The organism is Streptomyces sp. SAI-127, assembly GCF_029894425.1.
GTDB lineage: Bacteria > Actinomycetota > Actinomycetes > Streptomycetales > Streptomycetaceae > Streptomyces.
In genome coordinates this window covers 5,556,717-5,578,739 of record NZ_JARXYJ010000001.1, presented here as the reverse complement: position 1 = coordinate 5,578,739, position 22,023 = coordinate 5,556,717, and the positions used below count along the sequence as shown (strand labels likewise).

Genomic DNA, 22,023 nt, shown 5'->3' with positions numbered 1-22,023 from the left:
AGTATCACTCAGCTGAGCCGGGGCAACGCGGCTGCCAACATCCCGAAGGCCCGCTCGGCCGCAGCCACGGCATCCCCCCGCACGTCCTCCAGCCGCTCCCCCGCCGAGATCCGCCGCCAGTTCTCCATGGCGAGAATCCGCCGCACGGCGATGATCTGCCCCGCCGCCAGCTGCGCGTCGAGATCCCCTCCGAGCACCTCGGCGAGCGCGGTCTCCTGCCGCTCCAGGTGCCCGTGGGCACGGGCGACGAGGGCGGGGGTGCCGTAGAGCAGCGAGTGAAAGGCCAGGACCTGGGGGTGATCATTGAGCCCGGTGACGGGATCGTCCCGCTCCAGCCCTTCGAGGAAATGCCGCCGGAGGGCGGCAAGGGGCGGCTCGTCGGATTCGGCCACGACCCGAGCCGCCTCGTCCTCATGATCGGAGATCCGATGCAGAACGAGGTCCTCCTTGGCCGGAAAGTACCGGAAGAGGGTGGGCTTGGAGATCTCGGCGGCGGCGGCGATCTCGGCCACGGAGACGGCGTCGAAGCCCTTCTCCAGGAAGAGACGGATGGCGATCTCCGACAGGGTCTCGTACATCCGGTGCTTCTTGCGCTGGCGCAGGCCGAGGTCATTCATGGCCGTGAGCCTACGCACTGGGGCCGGGAGTCAGGACGCCCTGAGCGACGCGGGCGCCTTCGGCACGACACGCCTGCGCAGCCCCAGAGAGCCCGTGGCGGCGGACAGGGTCATCTCGTACGCGTCGACGGCCCGCCGTACGTTCGGAGTGCTCAGTGCGGCACCCGTCGTCATCCTGTCCAGGTCGACGTAGGCCGAGCGGATCTGCTCGATCCAGCGGTAGACGCGCCAGTCACGCTCCCACCCCGCGACACACCCGGCAGGAAGCTTCCTGCTCCAGCGCTCGAACATACGCATCCGCATCTCCGTGCGCGTCGGCGTCAGATGCAGATGGCGCACGAGGTCGTACAGGGGATCGCCGATCATCCCCATTTCCCAGTCGATGATCGTCAGCCCTCCCCGGCGCCCGGCACGCACCAGATTCCAGGGGTTGAGGTCGCCGTGCAGCAGAACGGGGGTGCGCTCGGTCACCTCGTAGCGGCCGAGGATCCGCCGGAGCACCTGACCGTCCGGCAGTCCCCGTTGGTCGGCGGCCCGCAGGGTCTCGGCGGGGAGATCGTCGACGAAGCCGGCGAGCCGTTCGGTCAGCCAGCGGTAGAAGCCCCCCTCCGGCTCGTCGGACGGCAGTGACGAGTGGTCCACCTTCGCGAGCGCGGCGAGTTCGTCGACGAGTTCGTCCGCCTCGGCGGGCAGCAGGCCGTCCACGGGATGCTGCGGAGGCCGGCCCTCGGGCCCCTCGTATGTGTGGATGGCGAAGTGACGCCCACGGTCGTCGTACCCGAGCGCCAGGATTCGCGGTGCCCGGATCTGCGCGCCGGACTGCTCGATCACCTGCAGCACGGCGTGTTCCGGGAGAAGCCCTTGCTCACGGCGAGGAGCCGCCGCGGTTTCGCGACGAACCACCACGGGTCCCGGGGAGTCCTCCGGTTGGACGACGGTGTTGAGATGAGCCGTCCCGCGGAAGACCCGGTGAGCGGGGGCGATGCCCTCCAGTGCCAGGGCCTGCCGGACCAGGCCGTACGGGAAGTCCTCCCGGTCGGTGACACGTGTGTCCCGCGCCCACCGGAACAACGCGATCGGCAGCCGCTTCTTCCGCTGCACGAGGTGCCCCGACTGCCATCGGAACAGCGCGTCCGCGATCTCCCTCACGGGCGGAACCTCGGACATCCCGAGCACGCCGGACGCGGCCCCCAGGGCGGCCTTGACGTTCTCGGCAACCGCGGCCAGCCGTGGTACGTCGATCACGTCGCCGAGGGATTCGGCCGCCCTGATCACTTCGGCGTAGGCGACATTGATGCGCTCGAAGGTGACGTAGTGCGCAAAGTCCCGGCGGGCACCGTTGACCGCCGTGAGCCTCACGCTTCCCATCTCGCGCACCCATGCGTCCAGGACCTCGTCCAGCTGGTGGTCGGGGTAACGCATCCGCACCACATGACTCGCGAGACCGTGCAGCGGATCCCCGTACGACGCGGAGTTCCAGGCGAGGCGGGCCATCGAGAGCTTGGGGCCCTCCAGGACGATCGCGTTGTCACGGTTGAGGTTCATGAGCAGGAAGCCGTAGGGGCGGCGGGCCGGGGAGGGCATCTGTCCGGCAAACCGGGCCAGAGCGTCGCCGGGCACCCCGAGCACGGCGAACAGCCCGCTGAAGTCGGTCCCGTCGGAGCCGAGGATCCGCTGTGTCGCCCTTCGCACGACGGTGTCCAGATAGGCCCGGCTGTCTTTCTCGTTGGGTGGCCATTCGGCCGGTAGCGGAGGCAGCGCTTCCTTGCGCACCAGCGTCAGTTGCGCGAGGAGACGGGTCAGTGCCCTGATGGTCAGGGGATCGACGGGCTTGCCCACGGGACATGTCCTGGGCTGCAAACCGCCGCCTGCCTCAGGAAAGGACATGGGTGCCCCCAGGGAGATCTCCAGCCGGTATCGGCTCTTACTGATCTCCGAGAGGACGGCATTACGGACTTCACCCCCGCGGTCAGGCCAAGCCCCGATCGCCACCTGTGCTCCTGAAACGGTAGTTCTAAACCTCTAAGGGGATGCGCACCCAGGAAAATTGATGCACACGATAGCGGGACGCGCCCCCTGACATGGCCGCATTGCCGCCCTTGGAGCGAGACCTGTCGGACATGTCTGGGCCGCGCCGGATTTTTTAACGTCTCCGTGCCCACTTTGTTACGTGGCGAGCAGCCGCCACGCCGAGTCGAAGCCCATGACGTCGATGACGTCCATGGCAGTTCCTCTGGGCCTTCCGGCCACTGTGCGACGACTAGCCCATTGGGCTGAAAGCAGGAGGGTGACCATGCCGTCACATCGGCGCGTAGCGATGCCAACAAGCGTCGAACCAGTCCTGCCAGCTCTCCATGAACATGGATCCGATGGCTCCGGGGTCACCCTCGTCGTGAACGAGACGTATCAAGGTGGAACCCAGCCCCAGGACGTCCCAGACATCGATCTCGGAATCGTCGTCCATCAGGATCGTGCGTTCCACGATCTTGTACGGGCCGAGAAGTCCCTCCGCACCACGCCTCAAGTACAGCTTGTGCGTCGGTACGAGCGGCACCTCACGGACCCTGACCTCCACGTCGCCCACCAGCCCGTCCGCCTGGAGGTTGCGCAGGACATTGCGCAGGGACGAGGCGTGCCGACGGATGATCTCGCGGGTTCGCACCTGAAGCTTCCGGTCCAGTTCCGCGACATCTGCAGTGGAGTCCTTCGGCACCCTGGCCCGCGGGTACGGCAGCTCGATCTCGTCCGAGGGCAGCAGCATCCGGAGCGCGATGCGCTCGGGGGCGGGAATCTGTTCATGACGGATCGCCTCGGCCTGCACCCGCACATGGGTGTCGAGGCTCTCCGAGGTGAACGTGAAGACGTCCAGTTCCACGGTCGGTTGGGCGAAGGCGCGGGCGACGAAGGGGCCGAGGGCCACACGGCCGGCCGGTACCTTCGTCGGCGACGTCACTTGCAGGGGAGGAGTCGCCAGCACCTTCGACCCGCTGCCCTGGCGGGATTCGATCCAGCCGTCGTCGCCCAGCGCCCTCAGGACTCGCTGGATCGTGTCGCGCGAGACGCCGAACTCCGTGGCCAGATCGCGCTGCGGGGGCAGGTTGCTGCCCGGCTTGTACTCCCCCTCAGAGATGCGGGATCGCAGCGTTGCCAGGATGGTGGCTCCCTTGCCGCGTTCTTCGCTCACACCGCGACCGTACCTCTCTCATCGGTCACGCAAACCGCTTTCAGTCCACCTGCAGTTCAATCTCGCCGGACCAACGGCACCATATTTGCAGGCTAGTTAGTCGATCAAGCAGTCCGGGCACAACCCAATTCAAGAGATCCGGCCAATTGGACCGCTTAGATCAAACAGACCTACCAATGTGGACAGGTGGTGGCTGAGTGGTGGACCGGTTACGTGAACGCGGTTCAGTGCCGGCTGTGCAGGACGTCCAGCACTTGCTCCAGCGAGCCCACGACGACCTCGGCACCCGCGTCCCTCAGGATCTGCTCCTTGCCCCCGTTACGCGCGTAGCCCAGGAACGCGACCCCGGCCTGTTGCGCGGCTTCGAGGTCCGTGGCGGCGTCGCCGATCATCAGAGTGGCCGCAGGAACGGCTCCCATTGCCTTGAGCGCCTCTTCCAGGCAGTGCGGGTTCGGCTTCATCAGGTCGAGGTTCGGCGTGCGGCCGTAGACGTGGGGGAAGCAGTCCGCCAGTCCGCGGCTCTCGACGTATGCCGTCGCCGCGAGGGCGGCGTTGTTGGTGGTGATCGCGAACCTCACGCCGAGCGCCGACCACGTCCTGATCAACGGATCCGCATACGGCGTAGGCATCGCCGTGCCAACAGCCTTCAGTTCACGCCGGGTCAGCCACTCCTCCAGTTCGAGGACCAGATCGCTTCCCGGGCGACGTTCGTGGACACCGCGCAAGGCATCGTGCGGATCATTGCTGGATCGTTCCTGCGCAGTCAGCAGGGAATCCATGCCCAACTGCTTGATCTTCTTGACCAGTTGACCGGCAATCTCGTGCGCCGGATACCCCGCGAACAACCCGCAGATCGGCCCGTCCAGATCCCAGAGCACGTACCGAGCGGAGGCGACCAGTGATGCGAGTCGTGCTGTCTCTGCTGTCACCGGATCAGTGTGCGTCGTTTCAGGAGTCACTAGGAGAGTGTCAGGTCCGTCGTGATGGTTTCCCAGAGGGCGTCGAACCACTTCTGCGATTGGACGACGAACGCGGCGTCACGCTCGCCGGCGCTCTTCGTGAAGGAGAAGAGGAGGGATTCCGTGCCGAGGACGTCATACATGTCGAGCGTTCCCGCGTCAGTCGCCTCCTCCCGGCGCGCGACCATGTAGTACGCGATCAACGCCTCCGACTGGTTGAGCAGGTACAACTTCACCGGCGGGGTGAACGGCAGGGCGCGGAACCTGACCTTGACGTCGATCCCGTGGGAGGAGCGCAGGGAACGGAGATTGTGTCGCAGGACGTGACCCTGGGCGTTGCGCATCTCCAGCCAGCGCTGGTGGACCGGGTTGTCGTCGTCGAGGGCCTCCACCGGCACCGGGAAGGCCAGGTTGATGTCGCGGGAGGGCAGCAGGATGCGGACGTCGATGGAATCGGGGTGGATCCGGCCCTCGTGAATGAGGCGGACCGGCTCGCTCAGGGCCACCATGAGCGTCTCCGCCGTCAGGCAGGCGGCGTCGATCCGGACCTGGGGGCTGGCGAACGCGTCGGTCAGACGGGGCGCCAGGGCCACCATCGTCGGCTGCGGTCCCCCCTGAGCGACCGGCACCTCCGCGATCCGCGGCGGACTCCCCTTGCTCACATTGCTGAGCAACCCGTCCTCCTGCAGTGCGCGCAGCGCCTGGCGGACCGCGCCCCGTTCCACGCCGAACTCCTCCGCGAGTTCGGCCTGCGTGGGGAGGCGGTCGCCCGCCCTGAGGTCGCCCACGCGGATGCGTTCCCGCAGGGTGTCGGCGATTTCCTGGGGCGAGAGCCTTCTGCTGCCGTTCACTGCCACGTTCTCCTGAGTCACGACCAAACGTTACAACTCCAATCCATCTATGGGGAGTTGTCTGGAAGTTGTTTATCAACCCCCACCAAGTGGGGACAACATAAGCAGAGTTGGTTGCCAACTTGGATGAGTTGGCGGAAGTTTTACCTCCTCGCCCGCCTCGCCCGCCCGCAAGTCCGAAGGGGGAACCAACATGCCGGCCCTCGCCATCCTCTCCGCCGTCTTCGTAGTCGGCGTCGAGCAGACCCTGCAGTGGAAGTACGGCGCCAGCGGCATCATCGGGATGCTCCTGCTCACCATCGGCATCAAGGCCAAGAACCCCGCCATCAGTTCGACCGGGGCCGTGGTGCTCGCTCTGCTGGTCGCGGGGCCCGCCCTATGACCCGAACGCACCCGGATCCGCCACTGTGGGAGACGTCAGCCCGTGAGCGCCAGCTCCGAACTGATCGTCTCCCACAGTGCGTTGAACCACAGGTGCGACTGCTCCACGAAGGTCGTGTCGCGCAGGCCGGCGCCCTGTTCGAAGGCGAACAGCATCGACTGGGTGCCCTCGGAGTCGTACAGCTCCAGGTGCTCGTGGTCGATCTCCTCCTTGCGGCGCGTCAGCGTGTAGTACGCGAACAGCGCCTCCATGCCGTTGAGGAGGTACAGCTTCACCGGTGGTGTGAAGGGCAGGGCACGGAAGGAGACCTGGACGTCGATGCCGTGCGTGGCACGCAGGGCCAGGAGGTTGTGCCGCAGGACCTGCCCCTGCGCGTTGCGCTGGGCCAGCCAGCGCTCGTGGACCGGGTCGTCGTCGCCGCGGTCCTCGACCGACACCGGGAAGGCGAGGTCGATGTCCCGGCCCGGCAGCAGGACGCGGACATCGATCTTGGCCGGATTCAGTCGTCCGGCGTGGATCTGGCGCAACCCCTCGCCGATGGCGAGGTTGAGGGACACCGACGTCAGGCACAGGGCGTCTATCTCGACGTGCGGGGCCGCGAAGGCGGTGGCGATCCGGGGACCGAGGGCGACCATCGTGGGCTGCGGCGCTGCTCCGGGGCCGGTGAGCGCCCCGCTGAGCCCCAGGTCGGGGGCGACGGTCGCCGGGCTTCCCTTGGAGACGTTGGTGAGCAGGCGTTCCGTCTGCAGCAGGTACAGCGCCTGCCGTACGACCCCGCGCTCGACGCCGAACTCGTCGGCCAGCCGTGCCTGTGTGGGCATGCGTTGACCTGCCCGCAGCGTGCCGGACCGGATCCGGGTGCGGAGCTCGTCGGCCACCTCGCGAGGTGACGTGTGTGGCCGCTGTGACCTCTTCCGTCCATTGACGGAGGCGTGTTTCGGGTCCACGACCAAACACTACAACTTCTCGCCATCTTTGGGCAGTTCACTGGAAGGTGGTTATGAGCCGCATCCAAGCGGAGATAAGTACAGTGAAGTTGGTCGCCAACTTGAGCAACCTTGAGAAACATGGTCAAAACTTCACAAGGTTGGCCACTCGGCGGCCGACAGGGGCCACCGTCCCGAAGGGGGGACCGTCATGCCGTTCATCGCAGTCGCCATCGCCGCCCTCGCCGTCGGCTTCGAGGCACTCGTGCAGTGGAAGTGGGGTGCGATGGGCATCGTCGCGTTCGTCGCCCTGACCGTCGGCATCAAGTCCAAGAACCTCGCGATCGGTGGCATCGGAGCGGTCATCCTCGTGATGCTGCTCGCCCAGTCCGGATGACGGCCACCCGCCGGGCCCAGGTTCCGGCTGATCGGGCTCCCTTCCGGAGGGGAGCCGGGAGCCCGGTCGGTCTGCACAGTCACAACTGAACACCGACAACTGAACAGCAGCGACAGCTGCACACACCGCACAGCCACAACTGAACAGCCACAACTGAACAGCTCGCTACGGATGCGAAGCAAACAGCCCGCCCGTCCCCGCCAGAAGGGAGCGTCAGAACATGTCCGGGCACCAAGGACGCCTGGATGTGTGCAGCAGGGCGTCGGCCCCCCGGCCGGCGCCCGCTTGTTCTTCCTGCACTCGCCCGAGCGCCACGAGCCGCGCCACCGACTCGTCACCGAGCCACAGCGTCGCCAACTCCCGCACGTCCAGTGTGAGATCGGCGCTCTGCGTCGTCGCCGTACAGGTGGCCCCGGCGGGCGAGGCCTCCAGCCGGTACCGGCCGCCGGCCATCCCGGACCCGTCCACGACCTGCAGCACCAGCGCGCCCTCACCCTCGTACGTCCGCGCCTCCAGGGCCCGTACGACATCCAGGATCCGCACCCACAGCCAGTCCGACTGCATGGTGATCCTGGCCGCCGGGGGGTTGGGCAGCAGGTTCGGGAGCAGGTCGTCGGGGGCCCGCCAGCCGCTCTTGACCTGCATGACCCAGTCGATCGAGCAGAGGTAGTGCCACAGGGCACGCTCGGCGGCCGGGGTCGAGGCGATCATTTGACGCACGTCGGCCGTGTTCAACGGCTGCATGGTGTCGGCCCACTTGTCGTCCACCGCGTACGCCATCAGCCCCTCGACCGTTCCGTCCGCCGCCCGGTACACGGCGAAGAACGGCTCGGTCCACGGGGCGGTGCGTACGGCCCCCGTCTTGAGCTGCCAAAACCAGTCGTCCCGGCTGATCGCCCCCGGCGTGGCACGGCGCATCCGGTCGTGCAGTTCCGGACCGAGCTTGCGTACGTCGCCGGGTTCCACCAGGTCGATACGGCCGCCGTCCAGATCCGGGCCGCGAGGGTCGAGGCCGGCGCGCGTGACGTCGACCGTCCACTCGGCGGCCGAAGTGGCGGGGCCGAAGCCGTAGCGGCCGTAGATCCGGTACTCGGCGGCGATCAGCGTCGCCAGGACGTCTCCGCGCTCCTTCGCGGCGGCGAGGTCCTGGCTCATCATGCGGGTCAGGAGCCCGCGCCGGCGGTGGGTGGCGGTCACGGTGACGGCGGAGATCGCGTCGGCGGCCACGAACTCACCACCGACCGCCGTCACCTCCTGCGCGAAGGACCGGAAGGTCGCCACGCAGCGGTCCCCGTCGAAGGCCCCGAGCAGCCGCCCCGGCTCGAACTGGCTCCTGCGGGCCTCCAGTTCCGTCTCCGACACGACCGGCTCCCGCAGAAACCCGGCATGCACGGCACGCAGCCATTCGGGATACTCGGCCTCGGTGACGGGACGGACGTCTATGTCGGCTGGGGCGTTCATGGGGCCACGGTAGGCGGGCGGGGATGAGGTGTCGCGTCGATTTTCCTGCCCGGGCCCGCCGCGACGTTCCCTAGGTCAGCAGATCCGCCACCCGCGCCTCCCCCTCCCGGTACCGCCGTGCGATCTCCCCGCTGCACTCGTCCGCCGTCCGCTGCAACCGCTGCCGCCGCCCGGACACCTGCTGCTCGTACCGCACGAGCCGGCCCATCGCGGTGCTCAGTTCGAGGTCGGTCCGCGCGGAGAGGTCCGACAGCTCGACCTCGGCGAGCGTCTCGGCGGCCAGCAGCCGGTACTCCTCGCTGTGCGGGGTGCCCAGCGTGACGTGGCGGGCCGAGGAGCGGTGGCGGGCCGGGGCGTCGGTGAGGATCTCCGGGAGCCGGTCGACCACCGAGGCCTCGGGGAGGCGTTCGAGCAGCGAGTCCGCGCCCGTCGGGGACCGGCGCAGCAGTTCCGCGCGGAGGATGTCGATACGGCCCTGCAGCAGCCGTCGGACATAGCTGAGGTCTGCCTCGTCCCGCTGGGCGTCCCGGCGCAGCGTGCGCAGCTCGGGCAGGCTCAGCGTGGCGAGATCGTGTTCTGTCGGATCCGGGGGCAGCAGGTGGCTGTCCGTACGCTGCGCGGGCGGCCGGGGTGTCTCCGGCTCCGCCCTGTGGGCAACGCGGACGGGCCCCTGCTGCCCGGTACTCGGTGTGCTCATGCGCCTCTACCGTCCCCTCGACCGGCGTGTGGAAGCATCGTGCCACCCCAAGTGGCCGCTATGTGACCGAGTGCCCCCGAACGGCCCCAGATGGGGGGTTAAGGATCAAAAACAAACCCGAACAAGGGTCCTTCTTGCGCGACCGGCATGATGGGCACATGCGTGCAGTGGTGCAGAGGGTGGACGGCGCGAGCGTCGTCGTCGACGGTGAGACGGTCGGGGAGATCAGCGGCGAGGGGCTGTGCGTCCTCGTGGGGGTCACCCACGAGGACACCAAGGAGAAGGCGGCCCAACTCGCCCGCAAACTCTGGTCGGTGCGCATGCTGCACGACGAGAAGTCGTGCAGCGACATCGACGCCCCGCTGCTCGTGATCAGCCAGTTCACCCTGTACGGCGACGCCCGCAAGGGCCGCCGCCCCACCTGGAACGCCGCCGCCCCCGGCGACATCGCCGAGCCGCTCGTCGACGAGGTCGTCGCCCAGCTCCGCGCCCTGGGAGCGACGGTGGCCACCGGCCGCTTCGGGGCGCGGATGCGGGTGTCCCTGACGAACGACGGCCCTTTCACGGTCCTGCTGGAGATGTGAAGGCCGCTCGGGCGAGGTGCTACGGCTCCACGACGACTTCCTGGGCCGCGGCCGTCGTGTCGGCGACGAGGCGCGCGTCCAGGGGGACGTTCCGCTTGACCAGGGCGAGCGCGACCGGGCCGAGCTCGTGGTGCCGTACGGACGTGGTCACGAAACCGATCTTGCGGCCGTCGGGCCCTTCGTCCGCGAGCCGGATGTCGGTCCCGGCGGGCGGGAGGTGCACCTCGCTGCCGTCCAGGTGCAGAAAGACCAGGCGCCGCGGGGGCTTGCCCAGGTTCTGCACCCGGGCGACGGTCTCCTGACCCCGGTAGCAGCCCTTCTGGAGGTGCACCGCGGTGCCGATCCAGCCGAGCTCGTGCGGGATGGTGCGGTGGTCGGTCTCGAAACCGAGGCGCGGGCGGTGCTGCTCGACCCGCAGCGCCTCGTAGGCGAGCAGGCCGACCGCGGGACCGGACTTCTCGGCGTACGACTCCAGGTCGGCGCGCGGCAGGAAGAGATCGCGGCCGTACGGCGTCTCGCGTACGACGACCCCCTCCGGCACCTCGGCGATGGAACCGGCGGGAAGGTGGACGACGGCGAACTCGTCCGTGCGGTCGGCGACTTCGACCCGGTTGAAGAACTTCATCGACTCCAGGTAGGCGACCAGCGCCCCCTGGGTGCCGGGTTCGACGTGCGCCCAGACGGTCGTGCCGTCGTCGACGAGATACAGGGCGTGCTCGATGTGTCCGTGCGCGGACAGGATGAGCGCCTCGGTGGCCTGGCCCGTCGGGAGGTCGCTGACGTGCTGGGTGAGCAGCAGGTGCAGCCAGCTGAGGCGGTCGTCGCCGGTGACGGACACGACCCCGCGGTGCGAGAGGTCGACGAATCCGGTGCCTTCGGCGAGGGCACGCTGCTCGCGGAACAGGTCGCCGTAGTGCGCGGCGACGCCTTCGTCCACACCCTCGGCGGGGACGGCACCGGGCAGGGACAGCAGAGGGCTCTTCATATGACTAAGCCTACGACTCGGTAGTTGAAGCCTTGAGAGAGCAGTCCTTGCAGCGGCCGAAGATCGCGAAGTGCTTCATGTCCGTCTCGAAGCCGAACTCCTGCCGGAGCTTCGCGGTGAAGTCGGCGGCCACCTTGATGTCCGCCTCGATGACGTTCTGGCAGTCGCGGCAGACCAGGTGGATGTGGTGGTGGCGGTCGGCGAGGTGATACGTCGGCGCCCCGTGCCCGAGATGGGCGTGGCTGACCAGTCCGAGCTCCTCCAGGAGCTCCAGGGTCCGGTAGACCGTGGAAATGTTGACCCCCGACGCCGTCTTCTTCACTTCCGTGAGGATGTCGTCGGGGGTCGCGTGCTCCAGGGTGTCCACAGCTTCGAGGACAAGCTGGCGCTGCGGGGTCAGCCGGTAGCCGCGCTGCCTGAGGTCGCTCTTCCAATCGGTGCTCACCACACTGGAAGTCTAGAACTACTTGAAGAAGGCGATCCCGTCGTCCGGCAGGTCGTCGGGCAGGGCCTTGGCCCAGCGCTCGACCTCCTCCGGGGTGACGACCTTCTTCAGGTGGGCCGACATGTAGGGGCGCAGCTCGACCTCGGGGGTCTGCTTCTCGCCGACCCACATGAGGTCGCTCTTGACGTAGCCGTACAGGCGCTTGCCGCCGGTGTACGGCCCCGAGGCGGCCGTACGCGCGACGGCATCGGTCACCAGGTCGATCTGTGGCTTCTGGGCGGCCATCTCGCCGTACCAGATCTCGACGACGCCGTCGTCGCGGACCATCGTCACCTCGACCTTGCGGTCGGCGTCGATGCGCCAGAAGCCGTGCTCGGACTCCAGCGGGCGGACCTTGTTGCCGTCGTTGTCCAGCACCCAGGTGTGGGACTCGTACTCCAGGAAGTCCCGGCCGTCATGGCCGAAGGTCACCTCCTGGCCGAAGTTGCACTTCTCCGAGCCGGGGAAGTCGTGCACGCCCGCGCCCGCCCAGTTGCCGAGCAGGAAGGCGAGCGGGACGAGGTCCTTGTGCAGGTCGGACGGGATCTCGATCATGAGTGGCGGTTCCTAGAGGGGGGTCAGCGCTGGCCCTGGTACAGCTTCTTCACGGTCAGCCCGGCGAAGGCGAGAACGCCGACGCAGACCAGGACCAGCAGGGCTTCGAAGAAGATCTCCACGGGGTGCTCCTCGGATGAGCGTGGTGCGGTGCATGTACACGGGCCGGGCCCCAGCTTACGCGGCCGGGGCCCGGGGGGCCGTAGGGGTCTCCTCAGCCGAGGAGCTGGGACTGGAGGGTCACGGTCTGCTGGAAGGGAACGGGGTTCGCGGCGCCCTTGCGGGACTGGAGGATCACCGCGAAGACGTCCCCCGCCGAGAGATAGCCCTGCCGAACCTGCTCAGCGCCGTACGGCTTCGGCTCCGCGAAGGCGGTGCGGGAGATTCCCGCAACGGCTGCCGGCTCCGGGAAGGCCTCGTCGTAGACGGCCTCGGCGGCACCGCGCACCCGGTAGGTCGGGCTGGTGTACGCCTGGACGTCGCTCTCCAGTTTGGACTCCACGACGTTCGCCGTGGCGAACTGAAGCAGGTAGACCCGGGTCCGAGTGCCGTCAGGGGTGGTCCAGCCGCGGGCCGCGATGTGGCGCAGACCGGTGTCGACGAGCTTCTGCCCCAACTCCTCCCGCTCCTCCTTCAGCTCGTACTCCGCCAGGAAGTCCTTCGTCGCCAGCCAGCCGTCCGAGCCGCGCAACGCCTTGTCCTCCCTCGCTCCCTCGGGCGCGGGCAGGAGGAGGGCACGCAGATCGGCGTAGTGGGCCTCGGCCGCGTTGCCTGCGGCGAAGGGACCGGGACTGCCGGACGGCAACGGCGGCTTGGTGAGCCGGGGGAAGTCCCAGCGCCCGTCGGAACGGGTGGACAGCCCCGGTACGTCCGTGCGTTCCATTCCTGAGATCCCGTACGCCGTCGCCGTCCCGGCCGTGGCGAGAACCACCGCGGCGGCGGTCCAGCGCAGGACGGCTCGCAGGACCCGGCGGTCCTTTCTCACCTCGACCGGTACGGGCTGCGGCGGTACGTCGGGCAGGGGCGGTGCGGCGACCTGCTGTGGCTCGGTCATACCGCCTCCCCCGGCTCGGCGATGCGGTCGAGCTGGGTACGCAGGAGCATCGCGACCCCCTTGGGGTCGAGTGGCCGGGCACCGTACGCCGTGACGGAGACCAGGACGTCCCCCACATAGGCGGAGCAGAGCATCATGTCGAGGTCCTCGTCGTTGCTCCCGGGCAGCCGGAAGCACCGGGCGTCGTCGTGGCCCTTGATCTTCGGGCCCTCCTTGAAGAGTTCCAGGGCAGACAGGAACTCGTTCTGTGCCTCGGAACTGTTCCGGACCGCCGTCTTGTTCGCCATCTGGGCGAGCACGACGCTCACCGAGTAGATGCCGCTGTTCTGGGAGGAGGCGTAGGACTCCCCGCTGAAGTAACTGCGCATCGCCATGCCCGACAGGCGCTGCCGGTCGATCTGGCGCTCCAACTGCTTGCGCTGGCTTCGGGGCAGACCTCTGAGGGCCTCCTTCCGCAGGGCCGTGGCCTGGGCGCCGCTGAGTTGCGCGTCGGAGCCGAAAGCCGCCAGGTCAGGACCCTGGACCCAGCCATCGGTGCCGTACGGCACGAGCATGCCGGCGAGCCCGCGCTGGGCCACCGCCTTCTTCTCCTCGACCGTGACCCTGGGGAACTTCCAGGTCGGAGCCCCCGCGTCACGGTCGGCATCGCGCACGGTCACCGCCGTGCCACCCACCCCGGCCACCAGTGCCGCGACGAGCAGAACCGAACCAGCGACAGCTGCGATGCGGCCCCGTCGCGCGGGTCCGCGGACCGGTGCGATCGGTGCAGTTGAGTGTTCGGTCGCCGATTCCGTCTCCGTTGTCTCGTGTTCCGTCACAGCCGCTCCATCTGCCGCTCGGCCAGGTCCATGATCGTCTTCTTGGCGATCGGCTTGGTCCCGTACACCCAGATCTCCATCGAGACGTCCCCGCGCCACGCGTGCGCCTCGGCCGCGTACTGCGGCAGATACCCCGGCTCGGTGTCCGGCCGGGTGTGCACATACGCCATGCCGTCCCCGGTGCCCGGGATCGCCCAGCTGTCGGTGCCGCTCTCCTCCTCGGCCCAGCCCTGGTGGTTGAGGCTGGAGTCGAGGGCCGCCATGGAGTCCTCCTGCCGGAACTGGACGAGCCGGACCTCCACGCTGTACGAGCTGCCCACCTTCCAGCCGACGACGGCTGCCCTGCGGAATTCGTCGCCGACGAGGTCGGTGAACTTCTCGGCCGGGTCGGTGAAGTCGTTCGCGTACTCGGCGATGTCCAGCCAGCCGTCCCCGGCCGCCCACTCGGCGTTCCGTGCCCCGGCCGGCTTCTTCAGCAGCAGCTTCCGCAGATCGCCCTCGGTCTTCACCCGGCGGTCCTGCGCGGCCGACAGCGGTTCGGGGCCGTCCCCCTTCGCCTGCGGCAGTACCGGCTGGGACAGCGGCGGCAGCGGAGTCGGGTCGCGGTCGGCCTGGATCAGGTATCCGACGCAGGCACCGGCGACGACACCGAGCGCGGCGGCACCGGCGATCAGCGTCGTGGTCCGTCCACGGCGGCGCGGCGACCGGCTCCCCGCCGAGGGGGCCTCCGTGACCGGGGCAGCCGGCTCGACCGGTTCACCCTCGGCCCGGACCGCTTCCCCTGCTTCTTCTGCTACTTCGGGCACTTGCAAGACATCCCTCACCTACCGAACCTGAAGCGCGCATGCCATATACACGCGCACAGGTGACTCATGGTCAGCGGCCGGAGTTGCAGCCGCGCTGGTTACGATTTGGACATGGCGAAGAAGCTCGTGATCAAGGTGACCGCCGGGGCCGACGCCCCCGAGCGCTGTTCGCAGGCGTTCACCGTGGCGGCGGTGGCCGTGGCCAGTGGGGTGGACGTCTCGCTGTGGCTGACCGGGGAGTCGGCGTGGTTCGCGCTGCCGGGGCGGGCCGCCGAGTTCGAGCTGCCGCACGCGGCCCCGCTGCCCGACCTGCTGGACTCGATCCTCGCGGGCGGGCGGCTCACCCTGTGCACGCAGTGCGCGGCCCGCCGGGACATCACGGAGAAGGACGTCATCGAGGGCGTACGGATCGCGGGGGCGCAGGTGTTCGTACAGGAGGCGCTCGCCGAGGAGACGCAGGCGCTCGTCTACTGAGCGGACACCGAGCCGGGCCGCGGCCTGTCACAGGTGATCGACAATGTGCCGGGCGTCTTACCCGGCGGGACTAGTCTCACGCTGGACGGCCACCCGTCCGTCGACATGACCGCCGCTCTGGGGGGACCCACCGCATGCGCGCCCTGCGAATACTTCTGATCATCGCCGTGATTCTCGGCGGGCTGTTCGTCGCCGCCGATCGTCTGGCGGTCCACTTCGCGGAGGGCGAGGTCGCGGACCGGCTGAAGGCGCAGGAGGGGCTGACCACGACGCCGAGCGTGGACATCAAGGGGTTCCCGTTCCTGACCCAGGTGGCCGGCGGTGAGCTCGACGACGTCGAGGTCGGGATGAAGGACTACGACGCGGACACCGGGACCAGCGGCGGCACGATCCGCATCGACGACCTGAACGCCGCCATGAAGGGCGTCGCGTTCTCCGGCGACTACAGCTCCGCCACCGCCTCCACCGCCGCCGGCTCGGCGACGATCGCCTACGACCAGCTGCTGAAGGCGGCCAAGTCGGAGGAGACCCAGCTCCCGCTGGGCATCACCGCCAAGGTCGTCGGCCTCTCCGACGGCGGCAACGGCAAGATCAAGGTCGACATCAAGGTCAGCGCCCTGGAGCAGCCCGTCTCCGTGCTCAGCACCGTCAGCGTCGTGGACGGGGACACCGTGCGGGTGCACGCCGACTCGATCCCGAGCTTCGGCAACATCACCCTGGCCGACTCCGACGTCCGTTCGATCGCCGACTTCGATCAGAAGATCGAGGGCCTGCCGGGCGGTATCAAGCTCGACAAGGTCGAAGCGGGTGCGGACGGTGTGGAGATCGCGGTGAAGGGTTCGGACGTCAAGCTCGCCGGGTAGGACGAGCGTCGGGCCGTACGCCATACGCCGATACGCCGGACGCCGCGCGTCCGACAGGCGAGACGGTGGCGTCCGTACCGTAGATGTGATGACGACTACAGCCGCCCGGGACCCGTGGGACCATGGCCCGGGCGGCTTTCTGGTCCCATATTCCGGACGATCGCATCTCAGCATGCGACACACCGGTGACATGCCGGTATGTCCGTCCCTACGATCGACGGCATGAAGCGACAGGCGGATCTCACGAAGCGGCGGGCAGTAGACCTGTGCCGCGTCGCCGCCATGCTCTGTCGCCCCTTCTGAGCGGACGGCATCGACCTCCGCATCCCCCTGCCCTGGCACTCTCAGGCATCCGTGCGCCCCGCGCACCCTTCCGCACGCCCCGCCGCAACTGCCCCGGAGGAGAAAGAGCATGAGCCGCAGCGACGTCCTGGTCGATGCAGACTGGGTCGAGGCCAACCTCGACAACCCGAGCATCGCGATCGTGGAGGTGGACGAGGACACGTCCGCCTACGAGAAGAACCACATCCGCAACGCGATCCGCATCGACTGGACCAAGGACCTGCAGGACCCGGTCCGCCGCGACTTCGTCGACCAGGAGGGCTTCGAGAAGCTCCTGTCGGCGAAGGGCATCGCCAACGACACCCTGGTGATCCTCTACGGCGGCAACAACAACTGGTTCGCGTCCTACGCCTACTGGTACTTCAAGCTGTACGGCCACGAGAACGTCAAGCTTCTCGACGGCGGCCGCAAGAAGTGGGAGCTGGACGCCCGCGAGCTGGTCGAGGAGGTCCCGGAGCGGACCGAGACGACCTACACGGCGAAGCCGCAGAACAAGTCCATCCGCGCCTTCCGCGACGACGTGGTGGCGGCCATCGGTTCGCAGAACCTGGTCGACGTCCGTTCCCCCGACGAGTTCTCCGGCAAGCTGCTCGCCCCGGCCCACCTGCCGCAGGAGCAGTCGCAGCGTCCGGGCCACGTCCCGTCCGCGCGCAACATCCCGTGGTCGAAGAACGCCAACGACGACGGCACCTTCAAGTCGGACGAGGAGCTCAAGGAGCTCTACGCCGAGGAGCAGGTCGACCTCGCCAAGGACACCATCGCGTACTGCCGCATCGGTGAGCGCTCCGCGCTGACCTGGTTCGTCCTGCACGAGCTGCTCGGTGTGGAGAACGTCAAGAACTACGACGGCTCCTGGACCGAGTACGGCTCCCTGGTCGGCGTTCCGATCGAGCTCGGCGCCAACAAGTAAGACACCCCGTCCAACCCGACCGGCCTTCCTTCCGGTCAGACCCCTTCCTTGGAGAAAGACATGTGTGGAGCGAAGGCCGGCGGCCCGGACGCCTCGACGATCAAGCCCGGTGAGACCACGATCCAGGGTCAGGTGACGCGTGACGGCGAGCCTGTGGTGGGTTACGTCCGCCTCCTGGACTCGACCGGCGAGTTCACGGCGGAGGTCCCGACCTCCGCGACGGGCCAGTTCCGCTTCTACGCGGCCGAGGGCACCTGGACCGTCCGCGCCCTGGTCCCCGGCGCCACCGCCGACCGCACGGTCGTCGCCCAGCAGGGCGGCCTGGCCGAGGTCGCGATCGCGGTCTGAGGCACCTGACCGACACCGGAGGGCCGTACCCCTGGGGGTACGGCCCTCCGGCCTTTCCCGGCCTACCCTGGACGTATGTTGGCGCGACGGCGGCATGTCTACTTCGTCATGATGGGCACCTGCATCGGGCTGTTCGTCCTGGCCTGGGGAGTCGTGCGGCTCTGGTCGATACCGGTGGCCGTGGGGATGTGCGTGGTGGCGATGGTGATCCCGCCGCTCGCCGCGATGGTCGCCAACCGGCGCGGCCCCGACGACCGATGGTGGGACGACCCTTCCGGCGACCCCAAGTCCGACGACTGGTGGGACGAGCTGGACGGGAAGAAGCGGCCGCAGTAGGAAGGCCCGCATGTCTTCTTCCGCGAGGCTGTCGCTGTCCACCGTCGTCCTCGACGCGCATGACGCCCACGAACTCGCCGCCTTCTACCAGCGCCTGCTCGGGTACGTGGTGCGCGCCGAGGAGCCGCGCTGGGTGCTCATCGGACCGCCGCCCGGCACCGGGGGCATCTCCCTCGCCTTGCAGACCGAACCCGAGTACATGCCGCCCGTGTGGCCCACCCGCAAGCCCGGCGACCAGCAGATGATGCTGCACCTGGACATCGAGGTCGACGGCGGCCCGGACGCCTTGGCGGCCGAGACCGCGCGAGCGGTGGCGGAAGGGGCGCGGCTCGCCGAGTACCAGCCGCAGGACGACGTCCGGGTCCTGTTCGACCCGTCCGGGCACCCCTTCTGCCTGTGGACCGAGACGCCTGGGACGACCTAGCCGATCGCCCGGCCCAGCACGTACACCGCCGGAGCCGCCGCGGCCAGCGGCAGGGCCACGCCCGCCGTGAAGTGCACGAAGCGCGACGGGTAGTCGTAGCTCGCGACCCGGTGGCCGATCAGCGCGCACACCGCGGCGCCCGCGCCGAGCAGGGCACCCTTCGCGCCGAGCCCCGTCATCCCGCCGACCGCGATGCCCGCGCCCGCCGCGGCGAGCAGGGAGACGACCACCGAGGCCGGGGTCGGCAGGGGCAGCGCGCGGGCCAGGACCGCGACGGCCACCGCGGCCGCGCCTACCGTCACCGCGTCCGGGTCCGCCGCGAGGTGGCCGGTCGCCACGATCGCCAGTGCCGCGGAGGCGACGGTCGCCATCAGGCCGTACATCCGCTCGTCGGGGTCGGCGTGCGAGCGGAGCTGCATCACCAGGCTGAGCAGGACCCAGACGCCGAGGGTGCCGAGGATCGCGGCGGGCGCGTTCTCCCGGCCGGCCGCGAGGAGTGCGGCGTCCGCAACCAGCGCCCCGAGGAACGCCAGCGCGATGCCCTGCCGGGCGGGCCACATGCCGTTCAGCCGGAACCAGCCGGCCGCGGTGACCGCCTGGAGGACGACGAGGGGCACGAGGAGGGCGTACGACCCGACGGCCGCCGTTCCGGAGAGCAGCAGGCCGAGCAGCGCGGTGAGGGCGGCGGGCTGGATGCCGGGCTCGATGATCGGGGAGCGGCCCTCGAGACGTGCGCGCTGGGCGTCGGTGACGCGGGGGTTGCCGGCGAGGGTGGCGGGTCCGTAGCCGGAGGGATCGGGCGCCGACCCCTGCGCGGCGGCGCCGGGATGCACCTGGGCGGCCCCGTGGACGGGGCCCCCGGTCGCCGGGGCATGAGCGTGACCGTCAGGGCCGGGAGCCATCGGCGCGGTTCCGTAGCCGACGGGGTCGGAAGCCGCGGGCGCGGGACCGTACCCGGCGGGACCGGGAGCCGTGGGCGCGGGTTGCCCGCCGGGGCCAGAGGCCGTCTGGCCCGACCCGTGACCAGCAGGGCCAGGAGCCGCCGACCCATGACCATGACCCGCGTGGTCGGAAGAAGCCGGCGCCGAACCATACGCGGAGGGACCGGAAGTCGCCTGCGCCCCGTACGCCGGGTCGGGAGCCGCTGCGGAGCCGTACGCACCGGCGGGCCCGTATCCGGGGCCGTACCCCTGGGGCTGGGGCTCGCCCTCGTAGTCCTGCTGCGGCCGATACGCCGTATCGGGCGCGGCCTGGGCCTGGACCGGTCTGTGCATCTGGGTGTCCCAGGTCTGGCCCTGCCACTGCTGGGTGTGCTGCTGGGCTGCCTGGGCGTCGTCGTCGTACCCCTGCTGGGCCGGCCAGCCCTGCTGCGGATACTGCTCGTAGTCGTCGTACGGCTGGTTCGTCATCGTCACCCTCCTGCGAACGGCGGGAGCACCTCGACCGTGCCGCCGTCGGCCAGCCGTACCGTCTCATGTCCGCGGGTGCCCACGGGGTCACCGTCGACGAGGAACGAGCATCGCCGCAGGACGCGCACCAGTTCACCGGGGTGTCGCTCACGCGCCGCGTCCAGCGCCTCGGCGAGCGTGGCCGCGTCGAAGGGCTCCTCGGCGATCCCGGCCGCGGCCTTCGCGGCGGCCCAGTAGCGCACCGTGACCTTTGGCATCCGCTTCCTCAATCGATCGGTGGTGTACGGGGCCAGGCTAGCCGCCCGCTGTGACAGCCCAGTCCCCGATACGGCCCAGCAGCTCGTCGCCGGCCGCGTGCTCGGCGTGGCCCATGGGCTCGATCCACAGCTCGCCGTGGTCGCCGGCGGCCGCCGCGAGCATCCGCGGGTGGTCGAGGGGGAAGTAGCCGTCGCGGTCGCCGTGGACGATCAGGAGCGGGGTGGGGGCGATCTGCGGGACCGCCTCGACCGGGGCGAGCGGGACGGGGTCCCAGTCGCGGTGATGGATCCTCGTACGGAATCCGTAGCGGCTCACCAGGCGGCCCTCGGGCCGGGTCACCAGCCAGTGGAGTCTTCGCATGGGGGCCGTGCCGCGGTAGTACCAGCGGGCCGGCGCACTCACCGAAACCACCGCGTCCGGGTACGCGTCCGTACGCCCCTCGCGCCCCGACACATCCGGACCGCCGGGCCGGTACAGCGCCGCGTGCCGCAGCGCCACCGAGCCGCCCATCGAGAACCCGAGGGTCACCACGCGCGTGTGGCCGAGTTCGCGTGCCCACGCCACCGCGGCGGCCAGATCCAGCACCTCGCGGTCGCCGACCGTCGAGCGCCCGCCGGAGGCTCCGTGGCCGCGGAAGGAGAAGGTGACCACGGCGCCGTACCGCGTGAACACGTTCACCACCCGGCGAACATGAGGACGATCCACATCGCCGGTGAAACCGTGCGCGATCACGAACACCAGGTCACGCGCGGGTGGCCGGGAGGCGTCGTATACGAGAGAGGGCGGATCGTATACGGAATCGATCGTCACACCGTCGTCAGTGTGCAGAAACGTCCGTATAGGTGCATGTCTGCGCGTCTCAGAGTGCGGACCACCCGTGGAACGCGCCACACGACCTGCCGGATCAATGCTCATGTGGGCTATTCTCGTCGGAAGAGGACTCGGGCAACGCAGCCCCCGGGTCCTTTTGTGCTTTCGGATACCCCTGTATACGAAGGCCGTGACCTCGCGGGACCGAGGAGGAACCAGACATATGAGTTCTCTGCTGCTCCTGACCAATGCCCTCCAGCCATCGACTGAGGTGCTGCCTGCCCTCGGCCTGCTCCTGCACAACGTGCGTGTGGCTCCGGCGGAAGGCCCCGCCCTCGTCGACACCCCGGGCGCCGACGTCATCCTCATCGACGGACGCCGTGATCTGCCGCAGGTCCGCAGCCTGTGCCAGCTGCTCCGCTCCACCGGGCCGGGCTGTCCGCTCATCCTCGTCGTGACCGAGGGCGGCCTCGCCGCCGTCACCGCCGACTGGGGCATCGACGACGTCCTTCTCGACACCGCCGGGCCGGCGGAGGTCGAGGCGCGTCTGCGGCTGGCCATGGGCCGCCAGCAGATCGTCAACGACGACTCCCCCATGGAGATCCGCAACGGCGACCTCTCGGTCGACGAGGCGACCTACTCGGCGAAGCTCAAGGGCCGGGTCCTCGACCTCACCTTCAAGGAGTTCGAGCTCCTCAAGTACCTCGCCCAGCACCCCGGCCGCGTCTTCACGCGCGCGCAGCTGCTGCAGGAGGTCTGGGGCTACGACTACTTCGGCGGCACCCGGACGGTCGACGTGCACGTACGACGGCTGCGCGCGAAGCTCGGACCCGAGCACGAGTCGCTGATCGGGACCGTCCGGAACGTCGGTTATCGATTCGTTACGCCGGAGAAGGGCAGCGTCGGCGCGGGCGAGGACGCCAAGGCCAAGGGCGGCGTGACCGGTGCTTCCGGCCAGGCAAACACGGAGGATGCGGACGAGAGTGCCGCCCTGGACGCCTCCGAGGTACCGGCCGAGGCATAGCGGGTTCTCCGCCTGGGCATGGCTCCCGCACGGGCTACCTCCCGGTAGGCCTTCGCGGGGGCACA

General features: G+C 69.1%; 27 protein-coding genes. 10 read left to right on the top strand and 17 right to left on the bottom strand.

The window, feature by feature from the left end; all coding sequences use genetic code 11:
- Nucleotides 1-8: 8 nt before the first annotated feature.
- The 5 genes from M2157_RS25565 to M2157_RS25545 form a co-directional block, all read right to left on the bottom strand.
- The gene (locus tag M2157_RS25565) at nucleotides 9-617 is read right to left on the bottom strand and encodes a TetR family transcriptional regulator (RefSeq protein ID WP_280866296.1); all 609 of its coding nucleotides are present in this window, start codon (nucleotides 615-617) and stop codon (nucleotides 9-11) included.
- Between the two features lie 30 nt (nucleotides 618-647).
- Complete coding sequence (locus M2157_RS25560) at nucleotides 648-2,456, bottom strand: aminoglycoside phosphotransferase family protein (protein ID WP_280866295.1); 1,809 nt, start codon at nucleotides 2,454-2,456, stop codon at nucleotides 648-650.
- 460 nt (nucleotides 2,457-2,916) lie between these two features.
- Nucleotides 2,917-3,801: a GntR family transcriptional regulator gene (locus M2157_RS25555; protein WP_280866294.1), complete on the bottom strand. Its 885-nt coding sequence runs from the start codon at nucleotides 3,799-3,801 to the stop codon at nucleotides 2,917-2,919.
- A 224-nt stretch (nucleotides 3,802-4,025) separates the two neighbouring features.
- Nucleotides 4,026-4,760 (bottom strand): HAD family hydrolase, encoded by a 735-nt coding sequence (locus tag M2157_RS25550; protein WP_280866293.1) that lies wholly within the window; start codon nucleotides 4,758-4,760, stop codon nucleotides 4,026-4,028.
- A complete protein-coding gene (locus M2157_RS25545) occupies nucleotides 4,760-5,638 on the bottom strand; it encodes a winged helix-turn-helix domain-containing protein (protein ID WP_280858534.1) in 879 nt (292 codons plus the stop codon). Before M2157_RS25545 ends, M2157_RS25550 begins: the two co-directional genes overlap by 1 nt.
- A 166-nt stretch (nucleotides 5,639-5,804) precedes the next feature.
- On the opposite strand from M2157_RS25545, the gene M2157_RS25540 reads away from it, so the two are divergent.
- Entirely contained in the window at nucleotides 5,805-5,993 is a 189-nt protein-coding gene (locus M2157_RS25540) for a hypothetical protein (RefSeq protein ID WP_266517371.1), read from the top strand.
- 35 nt (nucleotides 5,994-6,028) lie between these two features.
- Here the strand turns inward: M2157_RS25540 and M2157_RS25535 are convergent, their stop codons facing one another.
- A complete protein-coding gene (locus tag M2157_RS25535; protein ID WP_280858535.1) occupies nucleotides 6,029-6,946 on the bottom strand; it encodes a GntR family transcriptional regulator in 918 nt (305 codons plus the stop codon).
- Nucleotides 6,947-7,130: 184 nt separating this feature from the next.
- On the opposite strand from M2157_RS25535, the gene M2157_RS25530 reads away from it, so the two are divergent.
- Nucleotides 7,131-7,316, top strand: a complete 186-nt coding sequence (locus M2157_RS25530) for a hypothetical protein (protein ID WP_280858536.1) — start codon at nucleotides 7,131-7,133, stop codon at nucleotides 7,314-7,316.
- A 213-nt stretch (nucleotides 7,317-7,529) separates the two neighbouring features.
- Here M2157_RS25530 and M2157_RS25525 read toward each other — a convergent pair whose 3' ends face one another.
- Together M2157_RS25525 and M2157_RS25520 are read right to left on the bottom strand one after the other, a co-directional pair.
- Nucleotides 7,530-8,777, bottom strand: a complete 1,248-nt coding sequence (locus M2157_RS25525) for a GNAT family N-acetyltransferase (protein WP_280866292.1) — start codon at nucleotides 8,775-8,777, stop codon at nucleotides 7,530-7,532.
- 70 nt (nucleotides 8,778-8,847) lie between these two features.
- Nucleotides 8,848-9,474, bottom strand: a complete 627-nt coding sequence (locus tag M2157_RS25520; protein WP_280858538.1) for an aerial mycelium formation protein — start codon at nucleotides 9,472-9,474, stop codon at nucleotides 8,848-8,850.
- 158 nt (nucleotides 9,475-9,632) lie between these two features.
- On the opposite strand from M2157_RS25520, the gene dtd reads away from it, so the two are divergent.
- Entirely contained in the window at nucleotides 9,633-10,058 is a 426-nt protein-coding gene (gene dtd, locus M2157_RS25515; RefSeq protein WP_069765012.1) for a D-aminoacyl-tRNA deacylase, read from the top strand.
- 19 nt (nucleotides 10,059-10,077) lie between these two features.
- On the opposite strand, the gene M2157_RS25510 is transcribed toward dtd, so the two are convergent.
- The 6 genes from M2157_RS25510 to M2157_RS25485 all read right to left on the bottom strand — a co-directional run bounded on the left by M2157_RS25510 (nucleotide 10,078) and on the right by M2157_RS25485 (nucleotide 14,760).
- The gene (locus M2157_RS25510) at nucleotides 10,078-11,043 is read right to left on the bottom strand and encodes a folate-binding protein (RefSeq protein WP_280858539.1); all 966 of its coding nucleotides are present in this window, start codon (nucleotides 11,041-11,043) and stop codon (nucleotides 10,078-10,080) included.
- Between the two features lie 10 nt (nucleotides 11,044-11,053).
- On the bottom strand, nucleotides 11,054-11,491 hold the full coding sequence (locus M2157_RS25505) for a transcriptional repressor (protein ID WP_057608747.1): 438 nt from the start codon (nucleotides 11,489-11,491) through the stop codon (nucleotides 11,054-11,056).
- 15 nt (nucleotides 11,492-11,506) lie between these two features.
- Nucleotides 11,507-12,082 (bottom strand): FABP family protein, encoded by a 576-nt coding sequence (locus M2157_RS25500; protein ID WP_057608748.1) that lies wholly within the window; start codon nucleotides 12,080-12,082, stop codon nucleotides 11,507-11,509.
- Between the two features lie 214 nt (nucleotides 12,083-12,296).
- On the bottom strand, nucleotides 12,297-13,136 hold the full coding sequence (locus M2157_RS25495) for a hypothetical protein (RefSeq protein ID WP_280858540.1): 840 nt from the start codon (nucleotides 13,134-13,136) through the stop codon (nucleotides 12,297-12,299).
- Nucleotides 13,133-13,795, bottom strand: a complete 663-nt coding sequence (locus tag M2157_RS25490) for a hypothetical protein (protein ID WP_280866291.1) — start codon at nucleotides 13,793-13,795, stop codon at nucleotides 13,133-13,135. Before M2157_RS25490 ends, M2157_RS25495 begins: the two co-directional genes overlap by 4 nt.
- A 155-nt stretch (nucleotides 13,796-13,950) precedes the next feature.
- Complete coding sequence (locus tag M2157_RS25485; RefSeq protein ID WP_280866290.1) at nucleotides 13,951-14,760, bottom strand: hypothetical protein; 810 nt, start codon at nucleotides 14,758-14,760, stop codon at nucleotides 13,951-13,953.
- 111 nt (nucleotides 14,761-14,871) lie between these two features.
- On the opposite strand from M2157_RS25485, the gene M2157_RS25480 reads away from it, so the two are divergent.
- The 6 genes from M2157_RS25480 to M2157_RS25455 all read left to right on the top strand — a co-directional run bounded on the left by M2157_RS25480 (nucleotide 14,872) and on the right by M2157_RS25455 (nucleotide 18,457).
- A complete protein-coding gene (locus M2157_RS25480; protein ID WP_037711040.1) occupies nucleotides 14,872-15,234 on the top strand; it encodes a DsrE family protein in 363 nt (120 codons plus the stop codon).
- A 134-nt stretch (nucleotides 15,235-15,368) separates the two neighbouring features.
- Complete coding sequence (locus tag M2157_RS25475; protein WP_280866289.1) at nucleotides 15,369-16,097, top strand: DUF2993 domain-containing protein; 729 nt, start codon at nucleotides 15,369-15,371, stop codon at nucleotides 16,095-16,097.
- Nucleotides 16,098-16,509: 412 nt separating this feature from the next.
- Nucleotides 16,510-17,349 (top strand): sulfurtransferase, encoded by an 840-nt coding sequence (locus tag M2157_RS25470; RefSeq protein ID WP_280858544.1) that lies wholly within the window; start codon nucleotides 16,510-16,512, stop codon nucleotides 17,347-17,349.
- Nucleotides 17,350-17,409: 60 nt separating this feature from the next.
- A complete protein-coding gene (locus M2157_RS25465; protein WP_020122955.1) occupies nucleotides 17,410-17,697 on the top strand; it encodes a DUF1416 domain-containing protein in 288 nt (95 codons plus the stop codon).
- A gap of 75 nt (nucleotides 17,698-17,772) precedes the next feature.
- Nucleotides 17,773-18,033, top strand: a complete 261-nt coding sequence (locus tag M2157_RS25460) for a DUF3099 domain-containing protein (RefSeq protein WP_280858545.1) — start codon at nucleotides 17,773-17,775, stop codon at nucleotides 18,031-18,033.
- Between the two features lie 10 nt (nucleotides 18,034-18,043).
- Entirely contained in the window at nucleotides 18,044-18,457 is a 414-nt protein-coding gene (locus M2157_RS25455; protein WP_280866288.1) for a VOC family protein, read from the top strand.
- Here M2157_RS25455 and M2157_RS25450 read toward each other — a convergent pair.
- From M2157_RS25450 to M2157_RS25440, 3 genes are read right to left on the bottom strand one after another with little or no spacing between them, the layout of a single operon-like run.
- Complete coding sequence (locus tag M2157_RS25450) at nucleotides 18,454-19,866, bottom strand: hypothetical protein (RefSeq protein WP_280866287.1); 1,413 nt, start codon at nucleotides 19,864-19,866, stop codon at nucleotides 18,454-18,456. The genes M2157_RS25455 and M2157_RS25450 overlap by 4 nt on opposite strands.
- 2 nt (nucleotides 19,867-19,868) lie before the next feature.
- Nucleotides 19,869-20,123, bottom strand: a complete 255-nt coding sequence (locus M2157_RS25445; RefSeq protein WP_007382997.1) for a MoaD/ThiS family protein — start codon at nucleotides 20,121-20,123, stop codon at nucleotides 19,869-19,871.
- A 37-nt stretch (nucleotides 20,124-20,160) separates the two neighbouring features.
- Complete coding sequence (locus tag M2157_RS25440) at nucleotides 20,161-21,039, bottom strand: alpha/beta fold hydrolase (protein ID WP_280866286.1); 879 nt, start codon at nucleotides 21,037-21,039, stop codon at nucleotides 20,161-20,163.
- Nucleotides 21,040-21,157: 118 nt separating this feature from the next.
- Between M2157_RS25440 and M2157_RS25435 the strand changes: the two genes are divergently transcribed.
- The gene (locus M2157_RS25435) at nucleotides 21,158-21,958 is read left to right on the top strand and encodes a response regulator transcription factor (RefSeq protein ID WP_280866285.1); all 801 of its coding nucleotides are present in this window, start codon (nucleotides 21,158-21,160) and stop codon (nucleotides 21,956-21,958) included.
- The last annotated feature ends 65 nt before the right edge of the window (nucleotides 21,959-22,023 follow it).